Raw genomic sequence first — 26864 nt, forward strand, 5'->3', positions numbered from 1 at the left:
AAACCACGAGACTCTAACTGCTGCTGGATGAAAACCAGTGGCAGGTCAGGGTCAGTCGTCACGCAGCAGCGTCATCATCTCGCAGATCACGCCGCGTGCGCCATCGTCCAATTCCAGGCAGAAGCTCTCGAGCCGATGATCTGGGGTGTGCGGCGATGCGGTCAAGAACATCCGCCAGCTACGCCTGCGGGTCGATGCCGTTCATTTTTGCCGTGACGATCAGGCTGTACATAGCCGCCGCACGCCGTCCGCCGCGATCGGAGCCGCAGAACAGCGGACTTTCGCCCCAGAGCGATGCCTCGCAACCCTCGTTCAGCGGCATTGTTAAAGGGCATGATGCTGTCGACCCGCATGTTAAGCGCGTCGCGGTCGCCAACCCGAGGCTTGTTCGAGCGATCGCCTATGCGCGAATCAAAACGGATAAGATCGATGCTGAAACCCTGGCAAAGTTGCATGCTGCCGGTTTTTTGCCTGAGGTCTGGGTTGCCGACGAGGATACCTACGGCCGCCGGCGCCAGATGGCGGAGCGCGCTGGCGTCTTGGCGCAGATCGTCAGAATTAAGGGACGCATGAAGGCAATCCTACATGCCAATCTCATACCGGCCTACAAAGGCCACCTCTTCGGGAAGTCCGGGCAACGTTGGCTCGAGAGTCTGCCGCTTCCACCGGAAAAATATGCGATGCTCCAGCGTCTGATCGCGGAACTCGAACGCGTGACAAAACAGCTGTTGGAGATCGACAAAGTCGTGGCGCAAGAGGCTCTGGATGATCCACGGTCCCTCAAGCTGATGACGATTCCCGGCGTGAGTTCGGTCGTTGCTTCGACTGTGCTGGCTTCGATCGGCGACATCGCACGCTTCCCGTCACCGGATAAGCTGAGCAGCTACTTCGGTTTGACCCCTCGGATTCGACAATCGGGAGGGCGCCCGGCAAGACATGGTCGCATCTCGAAACAGGGTAATCGTGACGCCCGCAAGATGCTGGTTGAAGCGGCCTGGTCAGCCAAGACGGCGCCAGGGCCGCTGCGGGCCTTCTTCAACCGCATTCAGAGGAAGCATGGGCCTGGAGTCGCGGCCGTCGCAACGGCACGTAAGCTCGCAGTGATGATCTGGCACATCCTGACGACCGGGAAAGATTATGCTTACGCGCGCCCAGCGTTTACAGCGATGAAACTCCGGAAGGTGGCACTCAAGGCTGGAGCGCCCCGTGCCTATGGCAAGGCTGGCCCGGGTCGGGACTACTGGATCAAGGAACTCCGCGAGCGGGAAGCTGGCTACGTCGCACGCGTCGAGCAGACCTACGAGCGGATGGTGGCGGCCTGGAAGGAGAAGCCAAAAAAAGTTGTCATGAACTGACGAGAGAGCTTCTCAACATCATCCGTCGACATGCAAAGTCGTCCGTCATCGAGGAAGCGGCTAAATGCATCCCAGCGGCTGAGGCAGTAATTGATCGCCTTGGTCGTGTCGTTGTTCCTGGAGAGCTTGGCGCGCCGTTCGCGCAACCACGCCTCCAACTCGACGATCAGGTGGCGGCTACGCTCCTGGCGCACACGCAAGCGCTCCTCCGGCGCAAAACCGTTGATCTCACGCTCGATGGCGAACAGGACATCGATACGCTTGACCGCCTCAGCCGCGATCGGCGCCTTGGTAAGCCGTGCCAGATCAAAGAACTTGCGTCTGCCGTGCGCCCAGCACGCGGCCTCGATGATCGGGCCGCCCTTGCGATTAGCCTCGTAGAGCCTGCCAAAACCGGCGTAGGCGTCGGCCTGCATCAGTCCGGCATAGCCGGCGAGATGCTGCTCCGGATGCGCACCGCCACGATCGGGCGAGTAGAAGAACACGGCCGCCGGCGGATCTGGGCCGGCAAACGGACGGTCGTCGCGTACGGAGGGCCAGAGCCGAGCGGTCCGGGTCTTGCCCTTGGCCAGGACCGGCACCGTGGGGTGAGTAGGCCGGAGGGATTTCACCTCCAGCCTCTCGCAGAACCGGGCGTGAGACTCTCGCCTCACCCGGCTCCCATCAGGCAAGCTTGCCGCCATCGCCGAGTTGCAATGCACAAAGAGCCTGCGCTTCTCACGCGCGATCCTCTCCAGGAAGAGACGCGCGCGTCCCAAACGGTGATGAAAGCGCTTGTACTTTCGCTTCAACCAAATAGCTAACGTCTGGTTGATGTAGCAGGCCAAAGGATAAAGCGCTGAGCGCGTGTATTGCCCATAATAAGCGATCCACCTCCTAACCATCGGGTTTAGCTCGCGGGCAATATCGTCCAAAGTTACCTCGGTTCGCTTGCGAAGTTTCAAGCCTCGGACCGTCGCCCGCATGGCATTCAGCGCTGGTTTGCTGACCGCCGGAGTGAACCCGCAGAACATCTTCTGCGAACGCGGCCCCAGGACGATCGTGGCCGGAAGCAATAACCGAGAAAGTCAACCATGTCCGGCTCGCTTTTACCTCGGCGTCGATCATTCCCTGCAGTAGACGATCCTCGTCTTTAGGATGGCACTCCGCCAGCCGAGCCTGGAGCGCTTAGCGAACGCTTTGCGCCTCCATCTCATTCCGACAGTGTACCAACCGTTGAGTCGCCCGGGGGAGTTTCACCCCCAGGCGCTCACAGATCCGGACGTGAACGTCTCTGCTCATTCGGCTCTTACCGTCCAGCCGCCGTCTTGTGCAGCATCGGCCAATGGGCCAACACCGTGGGGGGGGCGGCAAGCAATGTCCCGTACCCAGTGCTCTGCCCGTCTTCGATGTCGCCGCAGACGTTTGCATTTCAACATCGCCCATCGCGCGAGACATCGGTCGAGATGGCGTAGCGTCGGGTAAAGCGCTGACTTGTAGTACCGACCATGGTAGTTCATCCAGCCTCGGATGATCGGGTTGAACAACATCGGCAGGTCGTCGATCCTCTTATCCACCTGGCAGCGTAGTTGCCAGGCACGGATTTCCTGTCGGATTGCCTTCCTCGCGGCATTGCTGAGACCGGGGCTGAAGTTGACGAAGTGCTTTCCCCAACGGTTCTTCGACCGACGGGCGCGGAACGTGTAGCCCAAAAGTCGAATTTCTGTTCAGGATAATCACCTCGCCGGCCGTCATCCTTTACGCGACTACGCCCTCCGGCATGACGCGATGCTCGAATCACGCTGCTGCTCGACCTTCTTCGTTTGCCGAACAGGGAGGCCGCTTGCTGCACCAGTACGTCCATCGCGTCTTCTGGCGATTGCTCCGAGAGATCGGGCTGCGGCGCCAAGTGATCGTACCGGCCACGCGTGCACGACTTCGTCATCGCTTCGCCACCCGGACGCTGCTCGACTGCTATCGCGAAGGCAAGGACGTCGAGCAACAACTCCCAGTGATCTCCACTTACCTCCGCCACGCCTGCGTGCGCGATACCTACCGGTATCAGTCAACCTGCCCGCGGTGCGCCGTCTCGATCGGCAATAGGAGGTGACACCATGAAGCCCGCCTGAAACGTCGCCACATTGATCGAGCGCTTCACCGAGCACCTCATGCGCCAGCGCCGTTAGCGCCAACACCATCGCTCCTACAGAGCCACGTTCCGGCTGCTGTTCATGTTCGCACAGGTGCGTCTCCGTAAGTCCCCATCGGTCCTGACGCTCGCCGATCTGTATGTAACGTTCATCGGCGCGTTCCTCACCGATCTTGAGGTAAAACGCGGCGCCAGCGCGAAGACGCGTAACCAGCATCTGACGGCCATCAGATTCTTCTTCCGGTTCGTGTCCTTCGAGGAACCGGCACACAGTGCGCTGACCCAGCGCGTGCTTGCCATACCCAGCAAGCGCCATGACAAGCAATAGGTGCACTTCCTGACGCCCCCTGAGATCGAGGCGGTTCTCGCCGCGTCCGATCGAACGACGTGGCGTGGTCACTGCGATCACACCTTACTGCAGGTAGCGGCCCAGACGGGCTTGCGCCTCTCAGAGCTGACTGGCCTTGACCGGATGCCGTCCACCTCGGGTCTGGTGCACACGTACGATGCGTCGGCAAACGGCGGAAGGAGCGGACCACTCCGCTGCCCACACTCGCTCGGTGTGCGCTCCAGGCGTGGCTCAAGGAACCGTTGCGGAAAGGAGCAACAGCGCTGTTCCCGAACGTGCAGGGGCTGGCTCAGTGCTGATAGCGGCCAGTTCGTACTAGTAAAGCATGTTCGTGTCGCTAAAGAGAGATGTCCGTCTTTGAAGACCAAGAGCATGTCGCCGCACGTGCTGAGGCACAGCGCTGCGATGGAACTGCTGCAAACCGGCGTCGACTGTTCCGTGATCGCGCTGTGGCTCGTCATGACTGGGTCGAGACGACGCAGGCGTACCTGCACGCTCACCTCGCCCTCAGGAAGTCGCCCTGGCGAAGCTCAAGCCGTACGAGCGCGGCAAGCGAACCGCTTCCAGCCGAACGTTTGTCGCGGATCCCGGGGCAAGGTCGAGGTGGCCGTGCCGTTCCATCCTCAATCAGCGCAAGCATTAACGCCTTCAGCCGCTTCCCGCAGATCCGGTCTGACGCCTCCCAAAGGAGCACGAGCGCGTTGTGTTCTGCCTGTAGACCCGACGTCGCGCCCGCCGGCCTGGGCGTGCATCATCCTGGCCTCGAAGTAGTCGCATCGCATGCTTGCGCTGGAATCCAGCGATGTCGACGAACTCGTCCATATCCGCGCCTTCTTCGCGCGATCCGAACGCCCATAGCGCGCGCCTGCCGCCGCTGTCAGTTCTTTCCGCGTTGCCATGCTTAGCCACCCCATCTTCGCCCCTGCTCGTTTCCAATCCAAGGGAGCTATTTACGTGAGGCAACGGCTCGGCATCTGGTAACAATTAAGGCAAAGCAATGCGCCTTCCATCCTGATCGCCGCGCGACACCGAAGGAGCGCTCGAACGCCGCAATCATTGGGAGAAGACACGCCATTCCTAGCTCCTGGACGCGATCTTGCATGTCCTCTACGCCAAGGCCGACAAGGCTCGCCGGCGTTGCCAACTTCCTCTCTGATCCGTCGCGACCGATCGAGACGACGCTGAATGCGATGTCGGCGACTCCACATCTGGGAAATCGCGTTCATCCAGTGGTCGCTTCGGCGGCGCGCGAACTCCTGAATAAGAGTGAAAACGAACGCTCGGGCGGCTTGTCAACCACGACGAGCTTCTTAGGCCATTATCGCGATCCAGTCGTCGCCAAGGTCACCGGCCGATGCGATTGGCCATCCGCGAGCTGGTTGATGGGATCGGTCGATCTCGCTCTACCTGGTGGTGCCTCCATCCGGTATCGCCCGCACCAAGCTCTTGATGCGGCTCGTGCTTAGTCAGATCGGATGGCGCTTAACCGAAAGCCTTAACACCAACAGCGGCGGCAAAGCTGCTCCTCATGCTTGATGAGTTCGCGGCGCTCGGCCGGCTCGACTTCTTTGAGAGCCAGCTCGCCTTCATGGCCGGCTATGGCATCCGGAGCTTTCTGATCACCCAAAGCCTGAACCAACCCGAACGCATCTATGGGACTAACCACGCCATTCCCGACAATTGCCAGATCCGGATCGCGTTTTCGAACAATGATGAGCGCACGGCCAAGCGGGTGTCAGATGCGCTGGGGACCGCCACCGAGATGCGGCAGAAGAACTATGCCGGGCATCGTCTCTCGCCTTGGCCCGGCCACCTCATGGTGAGCCGTCAGGAAACATCGCGACCACTCCTCACGCCCGGCGAGGTCATGCAGCTCTCACCCAATGAAGCGATTGCGATGGTTTCGGGAGTGCACCCCGTACATGCCCGCAAGGTTCGCTACTACGAGAATCCGCAATTCCAGCGTCCAATCTTGAAGGCCTCGCTCACGGGGCTCGTAAGCTTGACCACGCAGCCCGACGACTGGTCTGGCCGCAAGCCGATCCCGCCTTCTATCGAGCTGCTCCTGAAACGTAAGGCCCGCGACCCGAATGGTGGAATTCGCCGCGAGCCGAACTGTCGCAACATGAGGAGCTTGTGATCACTTCCCCACTTGCCGGAAAACGAGTTCGACACTGCCCCGGATGATGCCGATGTCGAGGTCGTACAATCGCAGACTCTGAATAGCTCGATGCAGGGCCTTAATCGGTCTGTCAGCCTTGATCCGGACGACAAAATGGGTCTTTGAGGGCGCCATGAAAAAGGTCCAGCTTAGCATCTACCTGGATCCCGCTGTGTCTTCGGCAGCCTTGAGGCCGTCGCAAAACGTCACGGCAAGCCCAATCCGCGGTCGCCGAGGCTGCGATCTCGTCATTCCTCTCGCCTGACGACTCCGACCGGAAAGAAGCGGTAATAGCCAAGCGGCTCTACCGCATCGCACGCGTGCTTGAACGGCTCGAACGCAATGATGCCATCACGCTTGAGACAATCGCGCTGTTCATCCGCTTCTGGTTGACGTCCACTCCGGCTTTGCCGGAGCAGAATATTCCGGCAGCGCGGGCCAAAGGCGCCGAACGCTATGATCGCTTTGTCGAGCTCTGGGACGACGGCTTTCCAGCGGCCCCGCCGTTCTTCAAGAAGTCAGTATGGAATCAAGCGACGCAGCGAGTACTGCCCCAATCACAAGCGAACCCGGTTCACGTTGATCGAGACGATCCTTTCTCTTCCTGCGCCGGAATACAAGCGCGGTCTCTTGTCGGATCTGTCGTCGTGGTCCCGCCTTTCCTGTCAAATTACTCGCCAATCCACACCGAGCGTGGGTGTTGCGGCAGGATTAGGGCGGTGATGGCAGCGTCGTTTAAGTAACATCAAGAGTTGCCAGTGCTGGACTGTCGTTGTTTACTTGCCAGTTTACAGAGAGCCCAATCCGCGTCCAACCCGCACCATCCCGAATTTCTCTAAACGGCGCTGTCGGAGCTCGTGGGATGTTTCGAGTGTAGCGTTCACGTGCCAGGCCCGCAGCAACCTGCGTCATATTCCGCTCAACTCGAACACTGCAGGCGCGGGCATTGGCTAATCCACCCCGGCCCACATGGCTTGCTGGGCTGAAAAAGAGTTATAGAAGGCCAGAGATACAGGTTCAACAGCCCTTGCTGTTGCCATCGGGACCACTTCCGCCGAGCGCACCGTTTTTTATGACAGCCCCAAATCCATTCACGATTTTCATAGCACTTGTCGGAGGTGATGTTGAGCACGGCGTGGACCGGCTTCACCTGCCGAACGGCCCGGAACAAGTGCATCGTTCTCATAACATTGGTGCGATAGATCTCAACTCGATTGGCAGAGGAATAGCGCGCCAACGATTGTGCGGCATATGGGCAGCGATATCTGGCGCAGCGCTAGAGGCTCGATGAGCAAAGAATCGGAGGTTCTCATGTCGAAGGAAATCGGCTCGGCCTGGATGCAGCGATTTCAAAGAGGCTGGGCGCTGGAGGCGGCGGGGCCAGCGCACAGCTGGTCACGCCGAGATGTTGTAGTCAGACCGCGAGCCACCTGCCTGAAAAGACACACGTGCCTGCCAAGGGAGGCTCATTTGTCCCACACCTTTCAAGGAGCGTTGCCATCAACCAGAGCGTTCGAGGAACGTCTTATCGCGCAGAGTATCGGTGGGCTGTCAGAGGCTGTGGTGCTGGTAGGCAGGAAGCTGTTGCTGCTCAGCCAAAGCCGCAAGCGGCCCGCGCGTCCAAACAGTGGAGTCATCTATCCGCAGGTCAATCACTTTCGGCGAGGCACGAAGAAGCCGGCATTGACCATCCCCCGATCACCCCGATGTTATTCTATGAAACTGGCGACGCGCTGATCAGCGCCAATTTCGAGAGCGCCGAAACGGCCGGGCATAGGTAGCAGTCAGAGTGATGGGTGTGTGCGCTGACGATCGTGGTGGGCGATGGAATCGAGCGATGCAGCAAGTGGTGGATAAACTCGCGAAACAATCGACGGATTCGATCCAAGTGCTGATGTCTCCCGAATTGCTGTGAGGAAAGTTCGTGGCTGACGCACGAATTAGACAGTTTGTTGGGCAGGCTTAAAGCGGCGCAGCCAGCCATGTCAACGTCGTAAGCTCGCTGTCTCATTCTTCCGAAAACCAAGTTGTCTTCAGCTGCTCGGCGAACCGACGCGCAAACAACGGCTCTCAATCAGACCTAGCTGTTAGGCCTCCCAACGCCGATGCTCAGATTTCTCTAGCTCGGCCCCGCTCTTTTTCCTCGTTGGATTGCGGCGAGCCGTGACGCAATCGCGCCAGAAAGCTGCATTTTCCTTAAAAATCAGATGAAATACTGTATCGCAGTCAACTAATATCCATGCGCCCCGCCAAACAGCGCAAGATGGCAACTGGAAAGCGACATGGACGACACACTGTATGGCACTCGCGACAAACGGGGGAACTGGAAACCAAACAAGCTGCCGAAGCGCGCTCCGGTCTTCGTCTGGCCGGTTCAGCCGAGGGCGTTTTTGCTCTGGCTGCTTGGCTATTTGAAGTATCACTCGCTCTCTGCCGCGGTCGCACTCGTCGCGTGGGTCTATCTGACTCCTCCGCTGGAAACGATGCGGGAGTTCAGCGTCGGCTGGGTTTCGCTCATTCTCGTGCGCAATGCTGCGCTGGCGCTCCTGGTCTATGGCGGCTTACATACCGTGCTCTACATCCAGCGGCGCCAGCAGACTGAGTTCAAATACAACGCCAAGTGGCCCGACACGGATAATCCGACATTCCTGTTCGGAAGCCAGACCGCCGAGAATGTGTTCTGGACGATGTGCAGCGGTGTGCCAGTCTGGACGGCGTATGAGGTGCTCACTTGGTGGATGTTCGCCAACGGCTACATCCGTTATACCGATTTTCGAACGCAGCCGTCCTACTTGATCATGCTGATGTTGCTGGTGCCGATGTGGTATGTTCTGCACTTCTATGTGATCCACCGCCTGATTCATGTGGGGCCATTGTATCATATTATCCACAAAGTCCATCACAACAACGTTAATCCGGGGCCTTGGTCTGGCCTATCGATGCACACGTTCGAGCACATCGTCTATTTTTCCAGCGTGCTGATCTATTTTGTTGTGCCTTCGAATCCGCTGCACGCAATGTTTGCGCTTATGGAGGCGGCGCTTTCGCCGGCGAGGGGGCATGCCGGCTTCGACCGGATCGCGATAGACGATGGGAAGTACATCAACAACTGCACCTACTTTCATTATCTGCATCACAAGTACTTTGAGGTGAACTATGGCACGCAGCTGATCCCGCTAGACGAGTGGTTTGGCACGGCGCATGACGGTTCGCCTGAAGCCGACGAGGCGATGTACAGCCGACTGAAGGCTAAGAAGTACGCGCGCCGCGCATAGCATACATTGGTCCGTTGGCGGGCAGTGTGTGCGTTCCCATCCCCTTCGCGGGGCCGTGTGCAGCTATGCGGCTTTATGCCGTGACGTCGCCTGCAGTAGCCGCAGGCTGTCCGTCGCCCTTATGGTGCCGGCTTTCGACACCCGAAATGGAGGAGGCCAGATTGACTAACGAAGGAGAGTGGGTGGCAGCCTGCGCCGACAATGCGTTGGGGGCGGAAGAGGTGCTCCGCTTCGACCACGGAGGGCACTCGTTGGTGATTGTTCGCTCGCCAGAGGGCGGTTATTTCGCGATGGAAGGCCACTGCTCCCACGAGAAGGTCCACCTCGCGGATGGCATTGTCGATGGCTACATCATCGAATGCCCTAAGCACTTCGGAACCTTCGATTACCGGACCGGCGAGGCACGCGCGCTGCCCGCATGCATCGACTTGCGCAGCTACGAGGTCAAGGTCGAGAGCGACACCGTGTTCGTGAAAATCTGAGTGAGCCAGCGGGGGGGGCGCTAGTGTCGAAACAGAGCCTGGTTTTAATGCAGTCACTTTGGGCGATGGAACGGCGCCATTCCGACGGGATTGAGGGCTCCATCGAGCAGAACCTGACGATGATTAAACAAGCGGGATTCGACGGCGTCAGCACGTCCTGCATCGATCCCGCGCGTGTCGCCCAGATCGCGCGCGCCCTGGCAGGCACCGGGCTCGCAGTCGAGGGCATGTGTTTCCCACGGACGATTGACGACCTCAAAGCCGCGATCAATCTGGGCCAGCAACTCGGCGCGTTGCATCTCAACGTCCAGCCTGACGTCCGCCCGCGCCGCGTCGCGGACTGCATCCCGCTCCTGGAAGCTTGGATAAGGGTGGCCCAAGAGGCACGTATGCCAATCTATTTCGAGACGCATCGTAACAGGATGACGACAGACCTGCTGTTCACACTCGATCTCATCGATCAGGTTCCTGGGATGTGCATGCTGGCGGACCTCTCGCATGTCCTGGTGGGCCGCGAATTCTGGTATCCGATCACTGACGAGGACGAAGCCTTGGTACGCCAGGTGCTCGACCGGACATGGGCATTTCATGGCCGCGTCGCTTCGCGCGAGCAGGTACAGGTTGAGATCACGTTCCCGCAGCACAAGGTCTGGCTCGAGTTGTTCCTACGTTGGTGGGATTACGGCTTCAGAAGCTGGCGAAAGCGCGCAGGGGCGGGTGCAGTTCTTTCTTTCGTATGTGAACTTGGCCCGCGGCCCTATGCGATCACGGATCGCGAAGGCAACGACACCACCGACCGCTGGCAGGAAGCTCTGTTGATGAAGTCGCTTGTGCGCGACCTGTTCGAGCGTTCGGCAGTCGATGCACAGCTTGGTTCGGTCGCGTGAACGACGAACGCGCACTAGCAGTGGTGGGAGCGGGCGAGGCGGGCACGGCCGCCGCCGTCGCGCTGCGCGAGGGCGGCTGGCGTGGCCTGATCGTCCTAATCGGCAACGAATCGATACTGCCATATGAACGGCCGCCGCTATCGAAGGCGGCCCTGACGGAGACGACGGACCCTGGGCCGAAGTTGCTCGTCACGCCCGAGCGGTTGGCGGAGTTGCAGATCGACTATCGCGAAGGTCGTAATGTGAATTCGATAGATCGTGGGGCGCGCACGATCACACTCTCGGACGGAGCGCAGCTAGCTTACGAAGGACTGGTGCTGACCACCGGCGCCCGCCCTCGAACATTGAGTGTTCCGGTTGCCGCAGAAAGCAGAGTGGCGACGCTACGTACGTATGCGGACGCATCCGCTATCCGCCGAGTCATTAGCCGAGTGTGCGATGTGGTCGTCATCGGCGGTGGCTTCATCGGCCTGGAAGCTGCAGCGAGTGCAGTGTCGAGAGGCGCTTCGGTCACTGTCGTCGAGGCCGGGCCGCGGCTCCTGATGCGGGGGGTCCCGGGACCCATGGCCGACCTCATCAGCGCCAAGCACGTACGTTCGGGTGTGCGCGTAGAGACCAACGCTATGGTCGAGCACATTGATGCGACCGAAGGACGCTCTATGGTCGTCCTGGCGGACGGACGAAAATATCTCGCCGATCTGGTGGTTGTCGGGGTCGGCGTTGTGCCGAACGTGGAACTCGCGGAGGAAGCGGGATTGGCAGTCCAAAACGGCATTGTCGTGGACGAGATGCTGGCCACCTCGGATCCACATATCTTCGCAGCCGGCGATTGCTGTGTGTTCCCGCACCGCCTCTACGGCGAGCGGATTAGGCTGGAGGCATGGCGCAATGCGCGGCAGCAGGGCGTGGCTGCCGCGGCCAACCTCCTAGGTGCGAAGAGGCCGTACGACGACGTGCCGTGGTTCTGGTCGGATCAGTACGACGAGACGTTTCAAATGGCTGGGCTTTATCGTGAAAAAGACATCCCGATAGCCAAGAATCTCGGCGCCAAGGGCCAGTTTCTCTTCTATCTGGCCCCCGATGGACGGCTAGTCTCCGCATGCGGCTTCGGCAGCTTGGGCGCGATCGCTAAGGAAATACGTTTAGCCGAGGTGATGATCGGCAGGCGGCTTGCTCCCAAGGCTGAGATGCTCGCAAACCCGTCGGTGAACATCAAAACTTTACTGGTCTAGCTAGGGTCGACGAGAAACTGCTCCGAGTGGCTTGAACTAACGCTTCCGCGGATTCAAGGCTCGCTGCCGACCTAATCTGCGGCGCTAAGCAAAAACCTCACTGATTTTGAATCGAGACGGATTGAACGAGCTGCTGCCGCGCCATTGATACTGGAACGAGAGTGACAACAAGCCTCGCCAGCCATTCCCTTGAAAGAATAAACCTGAGCTTGGCGACTTGGCGATCATCAACCGAAATCGTTCGGCTTGTATCGTGAGACCGTATGTCCGGCTCTGCCGGTGAGGCGACTCGCCACTACACTGCGCGTCCCAGCGTTACTCGGGCGCGCCGAGCCGATCCACATCACAGGAGGACGAGCGGTGGCAGAATGCAGGGAAGCATTTTGTCGCAATCGATGTCGCGAAGTTGAGAAATGCTCATCGTGATTGCGAAACAGGTCGCGAATGAGAAGTTCGCTTCTTCGGTGAAGTCGACGCGTCGGTACGAGCATGCGCCGGGTGATTGAACAGACCGCCAGCCGGCTTTAATCGCGTGCATTTCTGTTACGATGCCGGTTCGACTGGCCTTTCAACGCTGCCTAGACAAGTGCAGAACCAATCACTCTACGCGCGCGGGTGACCACGCTGTCCCTCGTTTCGCTGGGACTTCTAAGCGGCCGTCGGTCGCCGCCTGGCAGCCAGGAGGACGTGTGATGACCGCTTCCCAAGTCATCGAGCGCACCAAGACCAGTTTCGTCGACCTGAAGATGTCGCGCGCTGGAAATCCTTGATGTCACCTTGCGCGGCATCGAAGGTGGCGGAGTCGTTGCCGTCGAAGTCGGCAATGAAGACGTTCACCGGTTTCGACTTCGCCTGCCAGCCTTCGCTCGACAAGAACCGCGTCCTGGTGCTTGCCGGATTGCAGTTTATCAATTGCGCCGAAGCCGTCCACCTCATCGGGTCACCCCAGTGCGCTCTTCTTGACCTTCGGGTGCTCAAGATCAAGCGCCATGATCACCCAGCGTGCGCCTTTACGCAGCTCGTGCCCGGGCAAGCTCGCCCCGCGATCAGGCCGGCGAACCGTGATAGCGCCCGACCGAGCTTGCGTGCCGCTGTAGGCGAAGGTGGAGTTTACGACTGCAGTGACCGCAACGAAGGAATTTTGAAAGAAGGGCCTCGTCGCGGCGGATCGACCACGACTCGAAGCTCTTCCCATTGGCGTTATCGGTGATCAAGCGCCTGATTTCCTCTTGAACGCCGCCCACGTCGTAACGTAGCCCTCATCGTGGCCCTTGATTACAGCTTTCCAGTCGCTCCGCTCCTGCCGAGACTCCGCACGATTCTCTTGCAGTCGGCCTCAATCGTCACCCGACTGCCTGCGCCCGAAAGCGTAGGCGCCAGTATAGATGGGCTTGGTCCGGATGTCGTGGATTGTGTTGCGTGTTGTAGACTGGTAACTTCCTCCGGGGGCCATGGCCGTCCGCGGGCAAAGCGATGCACCCCTGCTGTAATCACAGGTAGATCCGGCGCAGTGTTTGCATCTTGGCAAACCTGGTGAACATGACTGCGAGAGCCTCCTGAATGCACCGAGCAGGTCACGATTCTGAGAGACCCCGACATTGCCGATGGCAAATTGAGGAAGAGCTCAGCCCTGCGCGCCTTCTGCCTCAGGAATTCAAGCGAGCGCTGTCGCAAGATGCACAACTCGCTCTCGCTCATCGTGCCCTTCATACCGAGGAGAAGGCGATGGTGTGGCGTGGATGGTAGACGCCATCCTCATCGATGGTCAGGTGTTCTAACCGGTCCCCAGAACGCCAGGAGCGTATGCCAATCCCTGCCGTTGCGAGCCAGCCGAAAGGCCTCAATCGAGACCACGGCGCCAACTCGCCATTCGTAAATCGTAGCGAGCAGGTTCTCGAACCCGGGACGCTCGGTGCTGCCAGCTGAGCGACCGAAATCATCGTCGACCACAATCACCTCGCTTCAGCTCAGCTGCCGGGCCCGGTCCGCCCAGCCGTACTGGCGGCGCCGGCTCTCTCGGTAGTTGATAACCTGACTGGCCGTCGACTGACGAACGTACACGACGGTCTGGCGAGCAAGGTGCTCAGGCGTGGTCTTGCTCACCGCCGTCTTCCCCGTTCACGTTGTTTTGCGTGGACCGCGCTCTCGGTGAGCGTTTCGGTCGGCTCCTTCAACAGCTCAGCATCTCCTGGTGAGCTTCGGTTGGAACGCTGCTTTCTGTTTGAGGCCTCTCGAAAAGATCGACTGACGACTTGATGCGTTCGCCATGACCGCCTTCTCGCGAATGAGACGATTCCCCCGGAGGAGGAGGCTAAGACCGCTCGACAAGGATGTACACTTCCAGCAGACGATCCACCGGAAGCCGCGGATCAGGTGTCAGTCGGAAGGAAGCGGCCGGCGGGAGCCGCCATCCATGCCGGCAGAAGCGTTAAGCCGCATCAGGTTGTCTGGTAACAAAATGCGTCTCCCCCCTCAAGCCGCTTGCAGGCGACAACTACGACTAACGCTCCGCGTCGGGGATGGGCGCCTAGGGGATCTCAACCTCAGACACCCGGCATTATGACGCTGGTCCGCCAGGAGCTGGCAAGACCATTCTGAGCATCGCCCTCTGCGTCGAGGCTGCCGATTCCGAGATGATGGTGCGAACCGTACCGACTTGATGGCGCGCAGGGTTCCGAGATGATCGCGCGCAGCATTCCGATTTGATCGCGCGCAGTTTCGGATGGCGTGAGGCCCGATCCTTGTGCCAATTTTCCGGCTGGAAGCAGCTGGGAGGGTTGGATGCCAACGAGGAGGGTTATCATGCGCCAGGTGCGCGAGATTGTGAGGTTGAGCCTTGAGGCCGGGCTCTCGACGCGCGTGGTCGGCGAGCGCGTCGGCATCGAGCTGACGACGGTACGTGACAAGCTGAAGCGGTTTGCGCGCGCGGGTCTGGCGTGGCCGGTCCCGGAAGCGACAAGCGACGCCGAGCTGGAGCAACTGCTGTACGGGGTTCCTGGCGTGAAGCCGGGGCGTCGCAAGGGGGCCGAGCCTGACTGGTCCGTTATTGCCCGCGAGCTCAAGCGCAACATGTGACCTTGCAGGTGCTCTGGGACGAGTACATTGCGAAGCATCCGGACGGGTACAGGTCCAGCCGCTTCTGTGACTTGTTCCGCAATTGGGAAGGCCGGCTGCCGCTGGTGATGCGCGCGGCGGCGATAAACTGTTCTTCGACTATGCCGGCGACAGGGTGCTGGTGGTTGACCGTAAAACTGGCGAAGTGCGTGACGCATACATCTTCGCAGCGGTCATGGGCGCATCCAGCTTGTCGTTTGCGCTGCCGACGTGGACCGAGCAGATCGGCGACTGGATCGCGAGGGATAACGTGGCCTACAGCTTTTTTGGCGGCGCGACGCAACCGCTGGTGCCCGACAACGCCAAGGTCGCGGTGATCAAGGCATGCCTCTATGGCCCTATGGTCAACCGCAGCTACACCGATATGGCGCAGCATTACGGCACGGCGATTTTGCCGACACGGCCGCGTCGCCCGAGAGACAAGGCGAAGGTTGAGGCCTGCGTCGGTATCATCGAACGCTGGCTGCTGGGGCGCCGGCGCAACCGAACCTTTTACAGCCTGGCCGAACTGCTGCGATCGCCGAGCGGCTGGCCAAGCTCAATGACGGACGGGTGCTGCGCCGGTATGGCCGCACACGGCGCCAACTGTTGGAGGAAATTGACGCGCCGAATCTTAAACCGCTTCCCGGCGAGCCGTGGGTCCATGCCGAATGGCGCCGATGCCGGGTCGGGCTCGACCATCACGTGGAGATCGAACGACACTACTACTCGGTGCCCTACCGCTTTGCCCATCGCGAGGTAGAAGCGCGTATCTGTGAGCGAACGATTGAAATCTTTCTGAGGGCGAGCGTATTGCCGCGAATATGCGCGGCAACGGCAAGGGGCGGCACACGACGATCAGCGCCCACATGCCCTCCAGCCACCGGCGCTATGGCGAGTGGACGCCGGCAAAGATCCGCAGCGAGGCAAGCCGGATCGGCGCGATGCTGCGCCTGCTGATCGACCGGATCATCGAAGATCGGCCGCATCCCGAACAGGCTATCGTTCGTGCCTGGGGATCATCCGGCTTGAGAAGCGCTTTGGCGCCCAGCGCCTCGAGGCGGTCGCGCTGCGCGCAATTGAGATCCAGGTTCGCAACTACCCGAGCGTCAAATCGATCCTCGAGAAGGGCCTCGATCGCGTTGCAACGCCCACGTGCCCCGAGCTAGCCGATCCTACACACCAACATCAGAGGCTCGGAGAGAATGGCTGACACACCCCACGCTCCACTTGCTTACCCAGCTCGGCTTTGCCGGCATGGCCGAGGCCTTTAAAAGCCTCGCCGACAACGAGCAGGTCCATGGCCTCGCTCACGCCGAATGGTTGGCGCTGCTGCTGGACCATGAAGCCACCTGGCGTAACAACCGGCGCCTGGCGCTTCGCTTTCGTAAGGCAACTGCGACATGATGCCGTGCCCGAGGATGTCGACTACCGCGCACCCCGTGGGCTCGACCGCCGCTTGTTCGACATGCTAGGGAGACTGGATCATGAACCACGAGAATTGCGCCATTGTCAGGCCGACAGGCATCGGGAAAAGCTGGCTGGGGTGTGCACTTGGTCGCAAGGCCTGCCGGGACAACCACTCTGTACTTTACACCCGGCTGCCGCGGTTGTTCGGAGAACTGGACCTTCCCCGTCGCGACGGCCGATTCAGCTCGCGGATGAAGAGCATCGCCGCCGTCGAGCTCCTGATTTTGGACGATTGAGGCCTCCAAGCCATCGACGCCAACGCGCGGCATCATCTGCTCGAAATCCTCAAAGATCGTTACGGCCGTCGATCAACACTCGTCACCAGCCAGCTTCCAATTGCCAAATGGCATGAGCCCATAAATGACCCAACTTGCGCTGATGCGATACTCGATCGCCTGCTTCACAACGCTCACAGGCTTGAACGGTGACTCCATGCGGCGTCCGGTTCCGTGGCCTTGATTGCATCGTCGGCCCGATGAAGGACCGGGGCTGCAGCCCGCGAAGCTGACCGGCCGCTACGGCACTGTTGGGGGTGCGCGTCCAGTCAGCTTCGCTCCGTCGAGCAACACCAGACGTGATCTCTTCGGCCGGCGCTTGACCACGGGCTAACGATAGTGCCAATTGCCTTTATCGATCGGGGGCTTCACCTGCGCGCGATCAGATTGGAACGCTGCGCGGCATCAGAATCCGCAGTCGAGGCCATCAAAGCAGGGCGCAGCGTCTGCTTCAGCTCCCTTGCCGATATCGTCGCCTCGCCCGCCGAGACCAAACCTGACCGCGCTCTACTAGCCATTACGGCCGCTGTGCTGCTCATGATTAACAAAATGCTACCTCCGGTTATTCCCCGCGCCGGTAACTTGTTCTTCCAGTTCCTCAACGTCCGATATGAGGGAGCGATAATACTCACATCGAACCGCGGCTTTGCGAAAAAATGGGCGAAATCTTCGGCGATTCCGTCGCTACCGCGTCGATCGCCTCGTTCACCACACGGTCATCAAACGAGCTAGGCCTACGCGGTCTCCGGGAAAAGCGTAGGCGCTGATCAAGTGGACGGGCGATCGCCATCCGCAAAACTGGGGAATTTGCGGCGCCACTTCCTGAGAAGATTCCGCGCCGTTGACAGTGAGTCCGTGTCGTCGGGCAATCTGGGAACGACAGTGCCGGGACCAGTGTCCCGTCCACAACCCGGGCTTGGTGTCCTTTGAGAACCAACGACGCCGCCCCGTTTCCCTGATAACTTCCTTCCGGCTGGCGCGTCGTCTCGTCCTCACGTCCGACTTGAGCGTATGGTCGGGCGATCGGATCAGGCGAGAAAGGCCACAGCCTGTCGGACCGGCCTCGTAGCAGAAATGCGCGCGATCAAACCGGCTGGAGATCCGTTCAATCACCAGGGTATGCTGGTCGCCGACGCGTCGACCTGACCGAAGAAGAGAACCTCTCCTTCCCGGCCTGTTTCCGCAATCGCGATGGCGTGTCTCAGCGTCGAGAAATCGACTCCAACAAATGCTTTCCAATAATGTGGCACGACTCGTCCTCCTGCGATAAGGATCGGCTCGGACCGCCCGAGTAACCCTAGGACGCGCAGTGTAGAGCAAGCCGCGTCACAGGCAGAGGCGGGCATGCGGTCTTACAATCGGTCGTTAATTGCTCACATAGCTTCCCCTGGCAAATCTACGCGCCACCTGGGACTCCAATTTTGGACCCGCTATTCATAACCTGGACGCCGCATCACATTTGCGCTCGCTGAGGGGGCCGCAGCATTGCTGACGAGTTTTGCCAGCAGTGTGGTAAGCGTCGTTCCACTCCCACCTACTCGCGGCACATGGGATAGACGAATTTCAAGATCTCTTTGAAGCGATCGGCTTGTGTCTATGCTCGACCATACGCTTAAGTCGGACGTGACGGCGCGCCGGCTGGAAGTGATCACGGAGACGGGACGCCGTCGTTGGTTCTCCAAGGACGACAAGGCCCGGATCGTCGAAGAGACGCTGGTACCAGGCGCGGTCGTTTCCGAGATTGCCCGGCGACAGGGGTTGACCCCACAACAAGTGTTCACTTGGCGCCGGCAAGCACGCCGGTTGTCGACGCCGATGGCTGACGATCCGCCGTTTGTACCGGCGGTGGTAGACGCCGTGGTACCGGCCGTGGCTGTTGGCCATGAGCGCAAGACAACGCAACGCAAGGCCAAGCCGGATGTCGGGGGCATCGAGATCGAAGCCGAGGGCGTCACTATCCGGGTCGGCCGAGGCGCGGACGTGGCGATGATTGCGGCCATCGTCCATGCGCTGAAGGCAAGCCGGTGATCGGCCCGTCCGGAACTGTCCGGGTGATGGTGGCCACCAAGCCGGTCGACTTCCGCAAGGGAATGGAGGGGCTTGCTATGTTGGTACGCGAGCACATGAAGGCCGATCCGTTCTCGGGTGCTGTTTATGTGTTCCGTGCCAAGCGGGCGGACCGGATCAAGCTGATCTTCTGGGATGGTACGGGTTTGTGCCTGTTCGCCAAGCGGCTCGAGGAAGGCGTCTTCCGCTGGCCGAAGATCAGGATGGCGCGATGCGTTTGTCGGCGGCGAAATTGTCGGCGCTGCTCGAAGGGCTTGATTGGCGGCGTGTCCACACGTCACGGGAGACGGTCGTCCCGACGCAAGCCGGATAATTGTGGGCCGCGCTGCGGCGAAGTGAATCAGGCGCATCGAGCACGTCGTCAGGCAGGCGCGAATATGCTCTGATTTGCCTGTGAGCGATAACCTTCCTGATGATCCCGAGACGCTGAAGGCGATGCTGCTTGCCGAGCGGCACGAGAGCGAGCGGCTGCGCCAGATCATCAAGGAGCTGCAGCGTCATCGCTTTAGCCGGAAGGCAGAGTCGCTTCCCGAGGAGCAGATGCTGCTCGGTCTCGAGGACGTCCAACAGGTTGCCGCCTGTACGGAAGCCAGCCAAGACGCGACAGCTCGGGCGGAGCGCGCACGCAAGCGCCGCAACAATTGCGGAGCACTACCGGCGCATCTGCCGCGGATCGAGGTCGTCGTCGATATCGACGACAAGACCTGTCCCTGCTGCCAGGGCGACCTGCATCAGATCGGCGAAGACAAGAGCGAGCGGCTGGACATGGTGCCGGCGCAGTTCCGCGTTGTCGTCACCCGACGTCCCAAATATGCCTGCCGAGCCTGCGAAGATAGCGTCCTGCAGGCCGAGGCTCCGGCCCGGTTGACCGAGGGCGGACTGCCGACGGAGGCAACCGTCGCCCAGGTTCTGGTGTCCAAATACGCCGATCATCTGCCGCTCTACCGGCAGGCCCAGATCTATGCCCGCCAGGGCATCGCTCTCGATCGATCGACATTGGCGGACTGGGTTGGGCATGCTGCCTTCCATCTGCGCCCGCTGCATGAGCGCCTTCTTACGGTGCTTCGCGAGAGGTCCAAGCTGTTCGCCGACGAGACGACGGTGCCGGTGCTCGATCCCGGCGAGGGCGCACCAAGACCGGTCAGCTCTGGGCCTATGCCGCCGACGAGAGGCCTTGGGGCGGCCTCGATCCGCCCGGCATCGCCTATGTTTATGCACCCGACCGCAAAGCCGAGCGGCTGTTCAGCCATCTTGCCGGCTTCAAGGGCGTTCTGCAGGTCGATGGCTACAACGCCTATCCAAAGCTTGCTTAGCGTGGCGAGGTCGAGCTCGCCTTCTGCTGGGTGCACATGCGGCGCAACTTCTACGAACTCGCGACAGCCGGCCCCGCTCCAATCGCGAGCGAGGCGCTGAAGCACATCGCCGCGTTCTATGCGATCGAGAAGGAGATCCGCGGCCGCAGCGCGGAGGAGCGTCGCCTGGTGCGGCAGCAAAAGAGCCGACCACTGGCCGATGCCTTTGAGGTATGGCTGCGCGCTAAGCTGGCTCTCATTAGCCAGAAGATCAAGCTCGCCCAGGCCATCCGCTATTCCCTCTCGCGCTGGCAAGGCTTAACGCGCTTCATCGATGACGGCCGCATCGAACTCGACAACAATACGGTCGAACGATCAATCCGTGGCATCAAGCTCAATCGCAAAAACGCGCTGTTAGCCGGATCCGACGGGGGCGCCGAACATTGGGCCGTCGTCGCAACCCTGGTCGAGACTTGCAAGCTCAACGACGTCGATCCGCTCGCCTATCTCACCGACGTCCTGACCAGAATCGTCAACGGGCATCCAAACCGCGACATCGACCAGCTATTGCCCTGGGCCTACCGCGCTCAAGCCCTCAAAGCCGTGGCCTGAGAACGACGCTTACGCAGTGTGAGTGCGCGGGTGGAATGCAGCGAAGTGCCCTCCGGGCGCGCGTTGGTTGTTACGTGGGCCTCAGTCGCGTTTATCGCGGATCACCGAATGTTGCGGTGGCGACCGGTTCGCCGTCGCCGCTCTTGTGGCCAACCACATCTGTAGTGGGCCGATAGATGCGCCGCGAGTTCTCAGACCGGAGGATCTTTGACGCAGGCGCAAATTATTGAGGTGCCGTAGATATTCTTCGGCAAAAGGTGGCTTTCAACCCAAAACGCAATTCCTAATAGTCTATGCAGCCGAGATGCTTTGGGCGCGTAAAATGGAGCCCGACGCTTTATGCCTAGTGTCTTCAGTAATAAAGCCGGCGCATATAAAGCATGAAAGAAGTAACTGTAGGATTTGATCGAAAAGCATGACTGCAGCGCCAATTTGCGTAGTTCAGCAACATCGTAACGTCGAAAATGGCGGTAATGTTCATCAAAGCTCGACCAAAGCTCTTGCCGCGCAGGCACTGCGATGATCAGCGAACGCAACGCCGGAAGGGCTCGAAATATTGCTTCGATGAATGTGACCGGCTGCTCGATGTGCTCAAGCACGTCGAGCAGCAGAACCGTGCTGACACGGTCGCGCAGCTCCTTGTCAATATCGGCGAAATGAGTTTTCGTAAAGACAAACGGTCTCACCTCCTCGTGGACCCACGGATCGCCAAGATCACAGCCGTACGCGTCGAACCCGGCTTTACGTAGGACGCTAACGTAATGCCCCCGAGCGGCGCCGATTTCGAGTATCGTATCGCCGATGCCACAAAACGCGTGGACATAGCTCTTAAAAATGGCGCTCCGAGCGCAATGCCAATAGTGTCGCTCATAACCAGGCGGATAGGCGTCATAGTACTCGTTCTCCGAAAATTCGGTGCCCATTTGGCGGTGATCGCAAACACTAACTTCATCAATCATTAGACGGCCGCAGGCTCACAGTTTACGCAACAAGGAATAGAATCCAGATTAGGAAATGTAAAGGTGGGCACTCCCTACCATACCCGAGGGGTGAAGTTTTAAAACTCGATGAGTTAAACTCGGCGCCCGTGTTTCATTGGCGCCGACGAGATTCGGAGATGGCGCGTGCGCGGTGGCGACAATCGAACGGGCGAGCTGTTCAGCTGCGTGGACCTGGAGGCGCAGGTACGCCGCGATCATCCGCTGCGAGCGATCCGGACGATCGCGAACGAGGCGTGGTGGTGAAGCGCGAGTTTGCCACGCTCTATTCGCCGATAGGGCGATCGCGCCGGAGAAGCTACTGCAAGCGATGCTCCTGACCTCGCGCCGCGGTCGCAGCCCAGGGGCGGACGCAAAGTCTGGAGTCCGCGGGAGCAGCAGTGCCCCAGGATCAGGGCAGGGAGCAGCTCCGGCGGCTCCGCAGTCACGCGCTGTCAACGCGCAGCCCAGGTCGGGGACGACCGCATTGGGGCTGCGCGCCGCCAGGCGAAAACTGGCGCCTGATGGCCTTTGGCTGCCTCTTTCTCTCCGCGGGCTTTTCCGGAGCCCTGGTCTGGCAATCAGCGCACGATCACGCCCTTGGTGGTTGAGGTCGATCAATTGGGCGAAGCCAAGGCGGTTGCTCCGGCAAATGCCAGCTATCACCCGACCGATCCGCAAGTCGCATTCCATTTGGCTAGCTTCATCGAGCACATGCGTGGCCTGCCGAAGGCGCGATCGTCCTTCGCGAAAACTGGCTGGGAGGCCAACGACTTTACGACGGACGGGGATGCGATCGAACGCCTCGACGACATTTCCTTCCATAAGGACGGCACCGCCTTAGGTGGTGTGGAGTCTAAGGATTCCCATTTGAGCGCAAATCAGATTCAAGGCTTCTTTTTGGGAGGCAGCCTTGGTGTGATGGATCGTTTGGTGTCGAGCGACGCGACCTGGGAGCGCATGGCGCCGCTGATCAATAGGCCGGCCTGACCAGAAAGGTTCGACCGGCCGCGACAACCGGATGTTCGTGGAAGGGGTGCTCTGGATTGTTCGTACGCGCTCGCCCTGGCGTGATCTTCCGGAGGCGTTTGGGGATTGGAACAGCGTGTTCCGGCGCTTCAGTCGATGGAGCATCAAGGGTGTGTGGTGGCGGATCTTCGAGGCAATGTCCGATGATCCGGACTTCGAATATCTGATTGTCGATTCCACCATCGTCCAGGCGCATCAGCACGCCGCTGGGGCGAAAAAGGGGGTCTGAAGATCAAGCGATCGGACGCTCGCGCGGTGGCTTAAGCACCAAGATACATATGGCCGTCCGGCGTTTGGGCTGTCCCGTGCGGTTCACGCTCACGGCAGGCCAGAAAGGGCGATGCACCACAAGCCGCCAAATTGATCGAGGGATTGGCCGCCCAGGTCGTTATGGCCGACACGGCCTACGACGCCGATCACTTACGCCAGGCCATGGCAGCCAAGGGCGCGCTCGCCGTCATTCCCCAACAACCCCTCGCGGGCCCTCAAATATTCGCTCGACAAACATCTCTATGCCCAGCGTCATCTCGTCGAATGCTGCTTCAGCAAGCTCAAGCAGTTCCGTCGCGTCGTAACCCGCTTCGAAAAGGCCGCCCGAAACTACAGAGCTGTCGTCACTCTCGCCGCCATCGTCCTATGGATGCGATAACTGTCCACTCTGCCTAGAGCTTCTTCAAACCAAAGATCACATTGATCGCGTCGCGAGCCTCAGCAATGCGAGCTCTGATCTCTGGAAAACCATTCGAATTTGGGCCGAGGCGGCCAAGGATGTCCGTCGCTGCCGTCGCGAGCTAAGCTGGCCTTTGACCACTGCGGCCGCTCCCGCCCTATCGGCGGCCGCTTTGCTTCGGCCACCTGGCGCCTATCCGGTCGGTAAAGCGCAATCCGAAATCTGCAAACGAAATCGTGACGGTAGTCGCGCAGACATCGGGCAAACGAGGCGCTAGCGCCAGCTTTCGCGGCTTTCCTTGCGCTGGGCTTGCCAATGCGGTCTGCGCTTCTCAGTGCAGTGGAGGTCCTTACAACAAACCATTGATTGCCGACCTGGACGGCGAACTGGAGCATGCTCTTAAGTTAGTCGCCCCCGCCGGCAAAGCGACCGCCGAACGTGAAGCACCTGAGGGGGGCCTAAGGTCTGCGCCGCGCTGGTTAGGCGCCCTTCTGAGCCCATCCCGGTTGGAATGGTGGAGGCGAAGCTCGACGACATGCGAGACGCGTTGAAGCGAGATGCTCTAGTCGCGGATTTCGAAGATGCCGAGTCTGGTGAAGCGGAGTACGCGGAGAATGATGGCTTTCGCTTCGTACATCAGTTGCATCTGGTCGGACTCGGGGGAAGCCGTCTGCGTTCTGCGAATCACGTATCTACCGGGCTTTGCGCAGCGTTCCAAATGGACACATGAGCATGTCGTGCTCGACGACGAGGTTGAGCGATTCGAGCGACGGCTGATCGAAGAATGGCAGCCCCTATTTGAGGCTATGTGCGACGTTCACGACGGTACGTCCCCCGAACCAGCTCTCTCAAGCAGGAAGGGCAGGCACTCTACCAATGGGTCGAGAATGAAGCTCGGTTCCCATTCCGCTCCTTGACTGCCCGCTTCTTGAACGGGATCCCTATCACATCCTAGCCAACGACCTTCGGGTCGGCTGCCACCGGGACTACGTCTCACTTTGCGCGGAGGAGAAGTGAGATGGCCCTCACGCGCTTTGAACTCGCTTGGCGAGATAAACCGCAAGAAGAAGCAGCTCACTTAAACCCGGCATTCTGCGGCGAATTACTGGCTAGGACGATCAACGAATTTCGCAAGCAGGTTGGCGGCGCGATGCCACTCGCCTACGCATTCGTTGTCTTCCCGTTGGTCCTTCATCCAGGGAGCCCAAAAGGCTTCGCGACCTGGGCCGGCGAAAACGCTGCCACGCTTAGCCACGGTTCCCGACCGGACTCTGCGCCTCGGGCTCGTGAGGCGGGAGGCCCTCCTGTTTCTTGCGCAGCTCGATGCGATCAAGGTCGGTCCGGACGGCGTAATCGTCGGGAAGCGGCCCATCAAGTTGGGTACCAAGGTTTCGGCGACAATGGACGGGGTCGATGCGATGCGCCGAGCCGCCGGCCTGCTGGGACGCTGGCTTGGCAACCAGTCGGATCCCGCCGCCGTCCTGCAGACATTGGGAGTGCGAGTTTGACCATTCAGATCAGAGCTATCGCGACTATTCGCATGACGGTGAACGTCGGGACCTTCGTTTCAATCTCGGCGCGCTGAACATAATCACCGGCGCGTCCAAGACGGGGAAGTAGGCCCTTTTTGAATATCGTCGATTATTGGTGGGGCCGTTCCGAGTGCTCGATCGCCGAGGTGAAATTCGGCGAGGCATCTCCTGGTTTGCAGTGCTCTTCGATCGCGACGGCGAAGACGAAGGCTACTTGATCGTAACCGGTATGAGCTACCACGTCCGCGATGATTAGCGGTCGCGTGCGTAGCGAATGGGCATCCAGTGCTGGCGCAGCGCCTCGACGACGGTTGGGATATCGAGGTAGGCATTACGGAGGAAATCCTCGGGTTTGCGACCGTTTCGTGGCGTTCCGAGCACCGGACCGACCTGATCGTCGCGACAATGCAGCAGGATGGCCTTCCCATCCTGATCGCCGCGCGACAGGCAACCGGCTGGGGACCCGATTGTTAGAGTCTGCGCCCCGCACCATCGATGCACGCGCACAGCGGCATTCTTGCAACCGGTGGCGTAAGCAGAGAGCAGTCCGAAAGAGCCCTGCGTTACGGTCAGCAGCAGATTGAGAGGCTTCAGTGTCATGTGCCGTTCCTGCGCAAGTTCGATCGCGCCGCCCCCGACACTGGTTGTGGCCGGCGAGCTCGAGGGTCGCTGGGAAGCGGCCCTGTTGAAGCTGCGTCGAGCCGAGAAGGTTTTGCCAAGCGCAACTGCTCAGGGCCAACCATCCCATACGCGTTCCTCATGCTTTCCGGTGCAAAGGTGATCGCTCTCGAAAATCGACTCCAGCGCTATGGTAGGATCCGGGCGAGCAGCAGGGATCATTGCAAGTCGCTCTTGCGCTGTTGGATTTAAAAGGTCGTCGCGTGCGTAGTTGTAAGGCGAGTTGGCTGAAGCCCATTTTGGACTTCAGGCCTGGGTTCCGACGCTCTGCTAGCGAGTTGAGGGTGAACAATCCTTCGGGGCGTCAACTATTTCGATGTGGCTCGACTGCCTCTCCGCGCTGAAGATCCAGATCAGCCCGCCGAGCGCGCCCGCGATGAAGTAGACGCCGCCGAACAGGATCGAGACGACGGCGCCGTGGGTCTTAGCAAGGCCTGCGTAATCGAAGGCCACCATCATGGCCGCCTCGCGAACGCCCCAGCCGGCAATCGAGATGGGCATCATCGTGATCAGTATGACCGGCGGAGTCAGCATGAGCAACTGCTCGAAATCGCCCGGCGCTCCGATTGCGCGTGCGCAGCACCAGGCGATCACGACCGTCAGCACGTGAATGGTGAGCGACAGCACCGCAATTTTCAATCCACTGCTCTTGCTGAAGATCGCCTGGTTGGCAATCACCGAGCAAGCGTGCAGATGTTTGATCGCCCACCAGCTGCTCAGCCAGGCCCAGTGCAGATGACCGAGCAGCAGAAAGCCCACCCCCAGGACGAGCGCTACGAAATTGAGAAAGATGAGCCCGAGCCGGCCGTGGGAGTCGCTGATTATGGCGTAGCTCCAGGGTAGGCTCGCAACTGTAATGAGCGCCAGCGCAATGAGTCCGACAGCGCGATCGATCAGGATCGAATAGGTCGCCGCGCGCCAGCCGGCGCCAGTGCGGTTGACGAGCCAAAGCCGAACCGCATCGCCCCCGATCGATGACGGCAGGGTTAGGTTGAAGAAGCTGCCGATCATGTTGTAGCGGAACGCCTTGAGCGTTCCTAGCGGCGCATGGCAAAGATCGGAAATCTCACGCCAGCGCGGCGCGCCGATGAAGATCTGGAAGATGGTCACCGCAATGGCAACCGCGATCCACAGCGGGTTGATGTGACGCCACTGCGACTGAACCGCCGCGAAATCGATCCAGCGTAGCGCGAGGTAAAACAGCCCGACCGATACCGCCACCCGGGCTGCAAAGAGGAGAAGTTTGCGCATGGTCGGGTTCACTTACGTCCCGCTTGAATTGAAGCGGCACCAGGGTCTG

Annotated in this window: 19 protein-coding genes and 11 pseudogenes; 22 read left to right on the top strand and 8 right to left on the bottom strand. The window is 60.1% G+C overall.

What is annotated here, in order from left to right; all coding sequences use genetic code 11:
• Positions 1-58: 58 nt before the first annotated feature.
• A pseudogene (locus ABIA45_RS36250) lies at positions 59-326 on the bottom strand (transposase domain-containing protein); the annotation flags it as partial.
• Between ABIA45_RS36250 and ABIA45_RS36255 the strand changes: the two are divergent.
• Positions 321-1355 (top strand): IS110 family transposase, encoded by a 1035-nt coding sequence (locus ABIA45_RS36255; protein WP_404655839.1) that lies wholly within the window; start codon positions 321-323, stop codon positions 1353-1355. The pseudogene ABIA45_RS36250 and the gene ABIA45_RS36255 overlap by 6 nt on opposite strands.
• Here ABIA45_RS36255 and ABIA45_RS36260 read toward each other — a convergent pair.
• On the bottom strand, positions 1298-2368 hold the full coding sequence (locus ABIA45_RS36260) for a transposase (protein WP_404655840.1): 1071 nt from the start codon (positions 2366-2368) through the stop codon (positions 1298-1300). The genes ABIA45_RS36255 and ABIA45_RS36260 overlap by 58 nt on opposite strands.
• 264 nt (positions 2369-2632) lie before the next feature.
• Positions 2633-3046, bottom strand: a complete 414-nt coding sequence (locus tag ABIA45_RS36265; RefSeq protein ID WP_404655232.1) for a group II intron maturase-specific domain-containing protein — start codon at positions 3044-3046, stop codon at positions 2633-2635.
• 131 nt (positions 3047-3177) lie between these two features.
• Between ABIA45_RS36265 and ABIA45_RS36270 the strand changes: the two genes are divergently transcribed.
• Both ABIA45_RS36270 and ABIA45_RS36275 read left to right on the top strand, forming a co-directional pair.
• Positions 3178-3444, top strand: coding sequence for a hypothetical protein (locus ABIA45_RS36270; protein ID WP_404655234.1), 267 nt, complete (start codon positions 3178-3180; stop codon positions 3442-3444).
• 121 nt (positions 3445-3565) lie between these two features.
• Entirely contained in the window at positions 3566-3811 is a 246-nt protein-coding gene (locus ABIA45_RS36275) for a hypothetical protein (protein WP_404655236.1), read from the top strand.
• A gap of 591 nt (positions 3812-4402) precedes the next feature.
• On the opposite strand, the pseudogene ABIA45_RS36280 reads toward ABIA45_RS36275, so the two are convergent.
• Positions 4403-4746, bottom strand: a pseudogene (locus tag ABIA45_RS36280) (ISNCY family transposase); the annotation flags it as partial.
• A 110-nt stretch (positions 4747-4856) separates the two neighbouring features.
• Between ABIA45_RS36280 and ABIA45_RS36285 the strand changes: the two are divergent.
• The 7 genes and pseudogenes from ABIA45_RS36285 to ABIA45_RS36315 all read left to right on the top strand — a co-directional run.
• A pseudogene (locus ABIA45_RS36285) lies at positions 4857-6119 on the top strand (type IV secretory system conjugative DNA transfer family protein); the annotation flags it as partial.
• A 194-nt stretch (positions 6120-6313) separates the two neighbouring features.
• The gene (locus ABIA45_RS36290) at positions 6314-6736 is read left to right on the top strand and encodes a hypothetical protein (protein ID WP_404655237.1); all 423 of its coding nucleotides are present in this window, start codon (positions 6314-6316) and stop codon (positions 6734-6736) included.
• Between the two features lie 1539 nt (positions 6737-8275).
• Entirely contained in the window at positions 8276-9268 is a 993-nt protein-coding gene (locus tag ABIA45_RS36295) for a sterol desaturase family protein (RefSeq protein WP_404655190.1), read from the top strand.
• 146 nt (positions 9269-9414) lie between these two features.
• Positions 9415-9750 (top strand): Rieske 2Fe-2S domain-containing protein, encoded by a 336-nt coding sequence (locus ABIA45_RS36300; protein WP_404655191.1) that lies wholly within the window; start codon positions 9415-9417, stop codon positions 9748-9750.
• Positions 9751-9815: 65 nt separating this feature from the next.
• The gene (locus ABIA45_RS36305; RefSeq protein ID WP_404655827.1) at positions 9816-10637 is read left to right on the top strand and encodes a sugar phosphate isomerase/epimerase family protein; all 822 of its coding nucleotides are present in this window, start codon (positions 9816-9818) and stop codon (positions 10635-10637) included.
• Positions 10634-11869 carry an NAD(P)/FAD-dependent oxidoreductase gene (locus ABIA45_RS36310; protein ID WP_404655238.1) on the top strand — a complete coding sequence of 412 codons (1236 nt, stop codon included), beginning with the start codon at positions 10634-10636 and terminating at the stop codon, positions 11867-11869. The genes ABIA45_RS36305 and ABIA45_RS36310 overlap by 4 nt, the downstream gene beginning before the upstream one ends.
• Positions 11870-12692: 823 nt before the next feature.
• On the top strand, positions 12693-13079 hold the full coding sequence (locus tag ABIA45_RS36315; RefSeq protein WP_404655239.1) for a hypothetical protein: 387 nt from the start codon (positions 12693-12695) through the stop codon (positions 13077-13079).
• A 545-nt stretch (positions 13080-13624) separates the two neighbouring features.
• On the opposite strand, the gene ABIA45_RS36320 is transcribed toward ABIA45_RS36315, so the two are convergent.
• Positions 13625-13825: a recombinase family protein gene (locus ABIA45_RS36320; RefSeq protein WP_404655240.1), complete on the bottom strand. Its 201-nt coding sequence runs from the start codon at positions 13823-13825 to the stop codon at positions 13625-13627.
• 846 nt (positions 13826-14671) lie between these two features.
• Between ABIA45_RS36320 and istA the strand changes: the two are divergent.
• The 6 genes and pseudogenes from istA to tnpC form a co-directional block, all read left to right on the top strand.
• Positions 14672-16158: pseudogene (gene istA / locus ABIA45_RS36325) on the top strand (IS21 family transposase); the annotation flags it as partial.
• A 61-nt stretch (positions 16159-16219) separates the two neighbouring features.
• Positions 16220-16860 (top strand): annotated as a pseudogene (gene istB / locus ABIA45_RS36330) (IS21-like element helper ATPase IstB).
• 186 nt (positions 16861-17046) lie between these two features.
• Positions 17047-17439 carry an ATP-binding protein gene (locus ABIA45_RS36335; RefSeq protein WP_404655241.1) on the top strand — a complete coding sequence of 131 codons (393 nt, stop codon included), beginning with the start codon at positions 17047-17049 and terminating at the stop codon, positions 17437-17439.
• 864 nt (positions 17440-18303) lie between these two features.
• On the top strand, positions 18304-18735 hold the full coding sequence (tnpA, locus tag ABIA45_RS36340) for an IS66-like element accessory protein TnpA (protein ID WP_404655242.1): 432 nt from the start codon (positions 18304-18306) through the stop codon (positions 18733-18735).
• Positions 18732-19087: pseudogene (tnpB, locus tag ABIA45_RS36345) on the top strand (IS66 family insertion sequence element accessory protein TnpB). The gene tnpA and the pseudogene tnpB overlap by 4 nt, the downstream one beginning before the upstream one ends.
• Positions 19088-19209: 122 nt before the next feature.
• A pseudogene (gene tnpC / locus ABIA45_RS36350) lies at positions 19210-20678 on the top strand (IS66 family transposase).
• Between the two features lie 191 nt (positions 20679-20869).
• On the opposite strand, the gene ABIA45_RS36355 reads toward tnpC, so the two are convergent.
• Positions 20870-21601: a methyltransferase domain-containing protein gene (locus ABIA45_RS36355; RefSeq protein ID WP_404655243.1), complete on the bottom strand. Its 732-nt coding sequence runs from the start codon at positions 21599-21601 to the stop codon at positions 20870-20872.
• A 201-nt stretch (positions 21602-21802) separates the two neighbouring features.
• On the opposite strand from ABIA45_RS36355, the pseudogene ABIA45_RS36360 reads away from it, so the two are divergent.
• The 6 genes and pseudogenes from ABIA45_RS36360 to ABIA45_RS36385 all read left to right on the top strand — a co-directional run.
• Positions 21803-21995, top strand: a pseudogene (locus ABIA45_RS36360) (IS5/IS1182 family transposase); the annotation flags it as partial.
• Between the two features lie 263 nt (positions 21996-22258).
• Positions 22259-22411 (top strand): annotated as a pseudogene (locus ABIA45_RS36365) (VirB8/TrbF family protein); the annotation flags it as partial.
• A 165-nt stretch (positions 22412-22576) separates the two neighbouring features.
• Positions 22577-23333: pseudogene (locus tag ABIA45_RS36370) on the top strand (IS5 family transposase).
• Positions 23334-23971: 638 nt separating this feature from the next.
• Positions 23972-24271 (top strand): ABC-three component system protein, encoded by a 300-nt coding sequence (locus tag ABIA45_RS36375; RefSeq protein ID WP_404655842.1) that lies wholly within the window; start codon positions 23972-23974, stop codon positions 24269-24271.
• A 101-nt stretch (positions 24272-24372) separates the two neighbouring features.
• A pseudogene (locus ABIA45_RS36380) lies at positions 24373-24495 on the top strand (three component ABC system middle component); the annotation flags it as partial.
• 145 nt (positions 24496-24640) lie between these two features.
• Complete coding sequence (locus tag ABIA45_RS36385) at positions 24641-24862, top strand: three component ABC system middle component (protein ID WP_404655244.1); 222 nt, start codon at positions 24641-24643, stop codon at positions 24860-24862.
• 276 nt (positions 24863-25138) lie between these two features.
• Here the strand turns inward: ABIA45_RS36385 and ABIA45_RS36390 are convergent, their stop codons facing one another.
• Positions 25139-25486 (bottom strand): hypothetical protein, encoded by a 348-nt coding sequence (locus tag ABIA45_RS36390; protein ID WP_404655245.1) that lies wholly within the window; start codon positions 25484-25486, stop codon positions 25139-25141.
• A 348-nt stretch (positions 25487-25834) separates the two neighbouring features.
• The gene (locus tag ABIA45_RS36395; RefSeq protein WP_404655246.1) at positions 25835-26815 is read right to left on the bottom strand and encodes a lysylphosphatidylglycerol synthase transmembrane domain-containing protein; all 981 of its coding nucleotides are present in this window, start codon (positions 26813-26815) and stop codon (positions 25835-25837) included.
• Positions 26816-26864 lie beyond the last annotated feature (49 nt).

The sequence above is a fragment of the Bradyrhizobium sp. USDA 336 genome (assembly GCF_044908355.1).
Taxonomy (GTDB): domain Bacteria; phylum Pseudomonadota; class Alphaproteobacteria; order Rhizobiales; family Xanthobacteraceae; genus Bradyrhizobium; species Bradyrhizobium yuanmingense.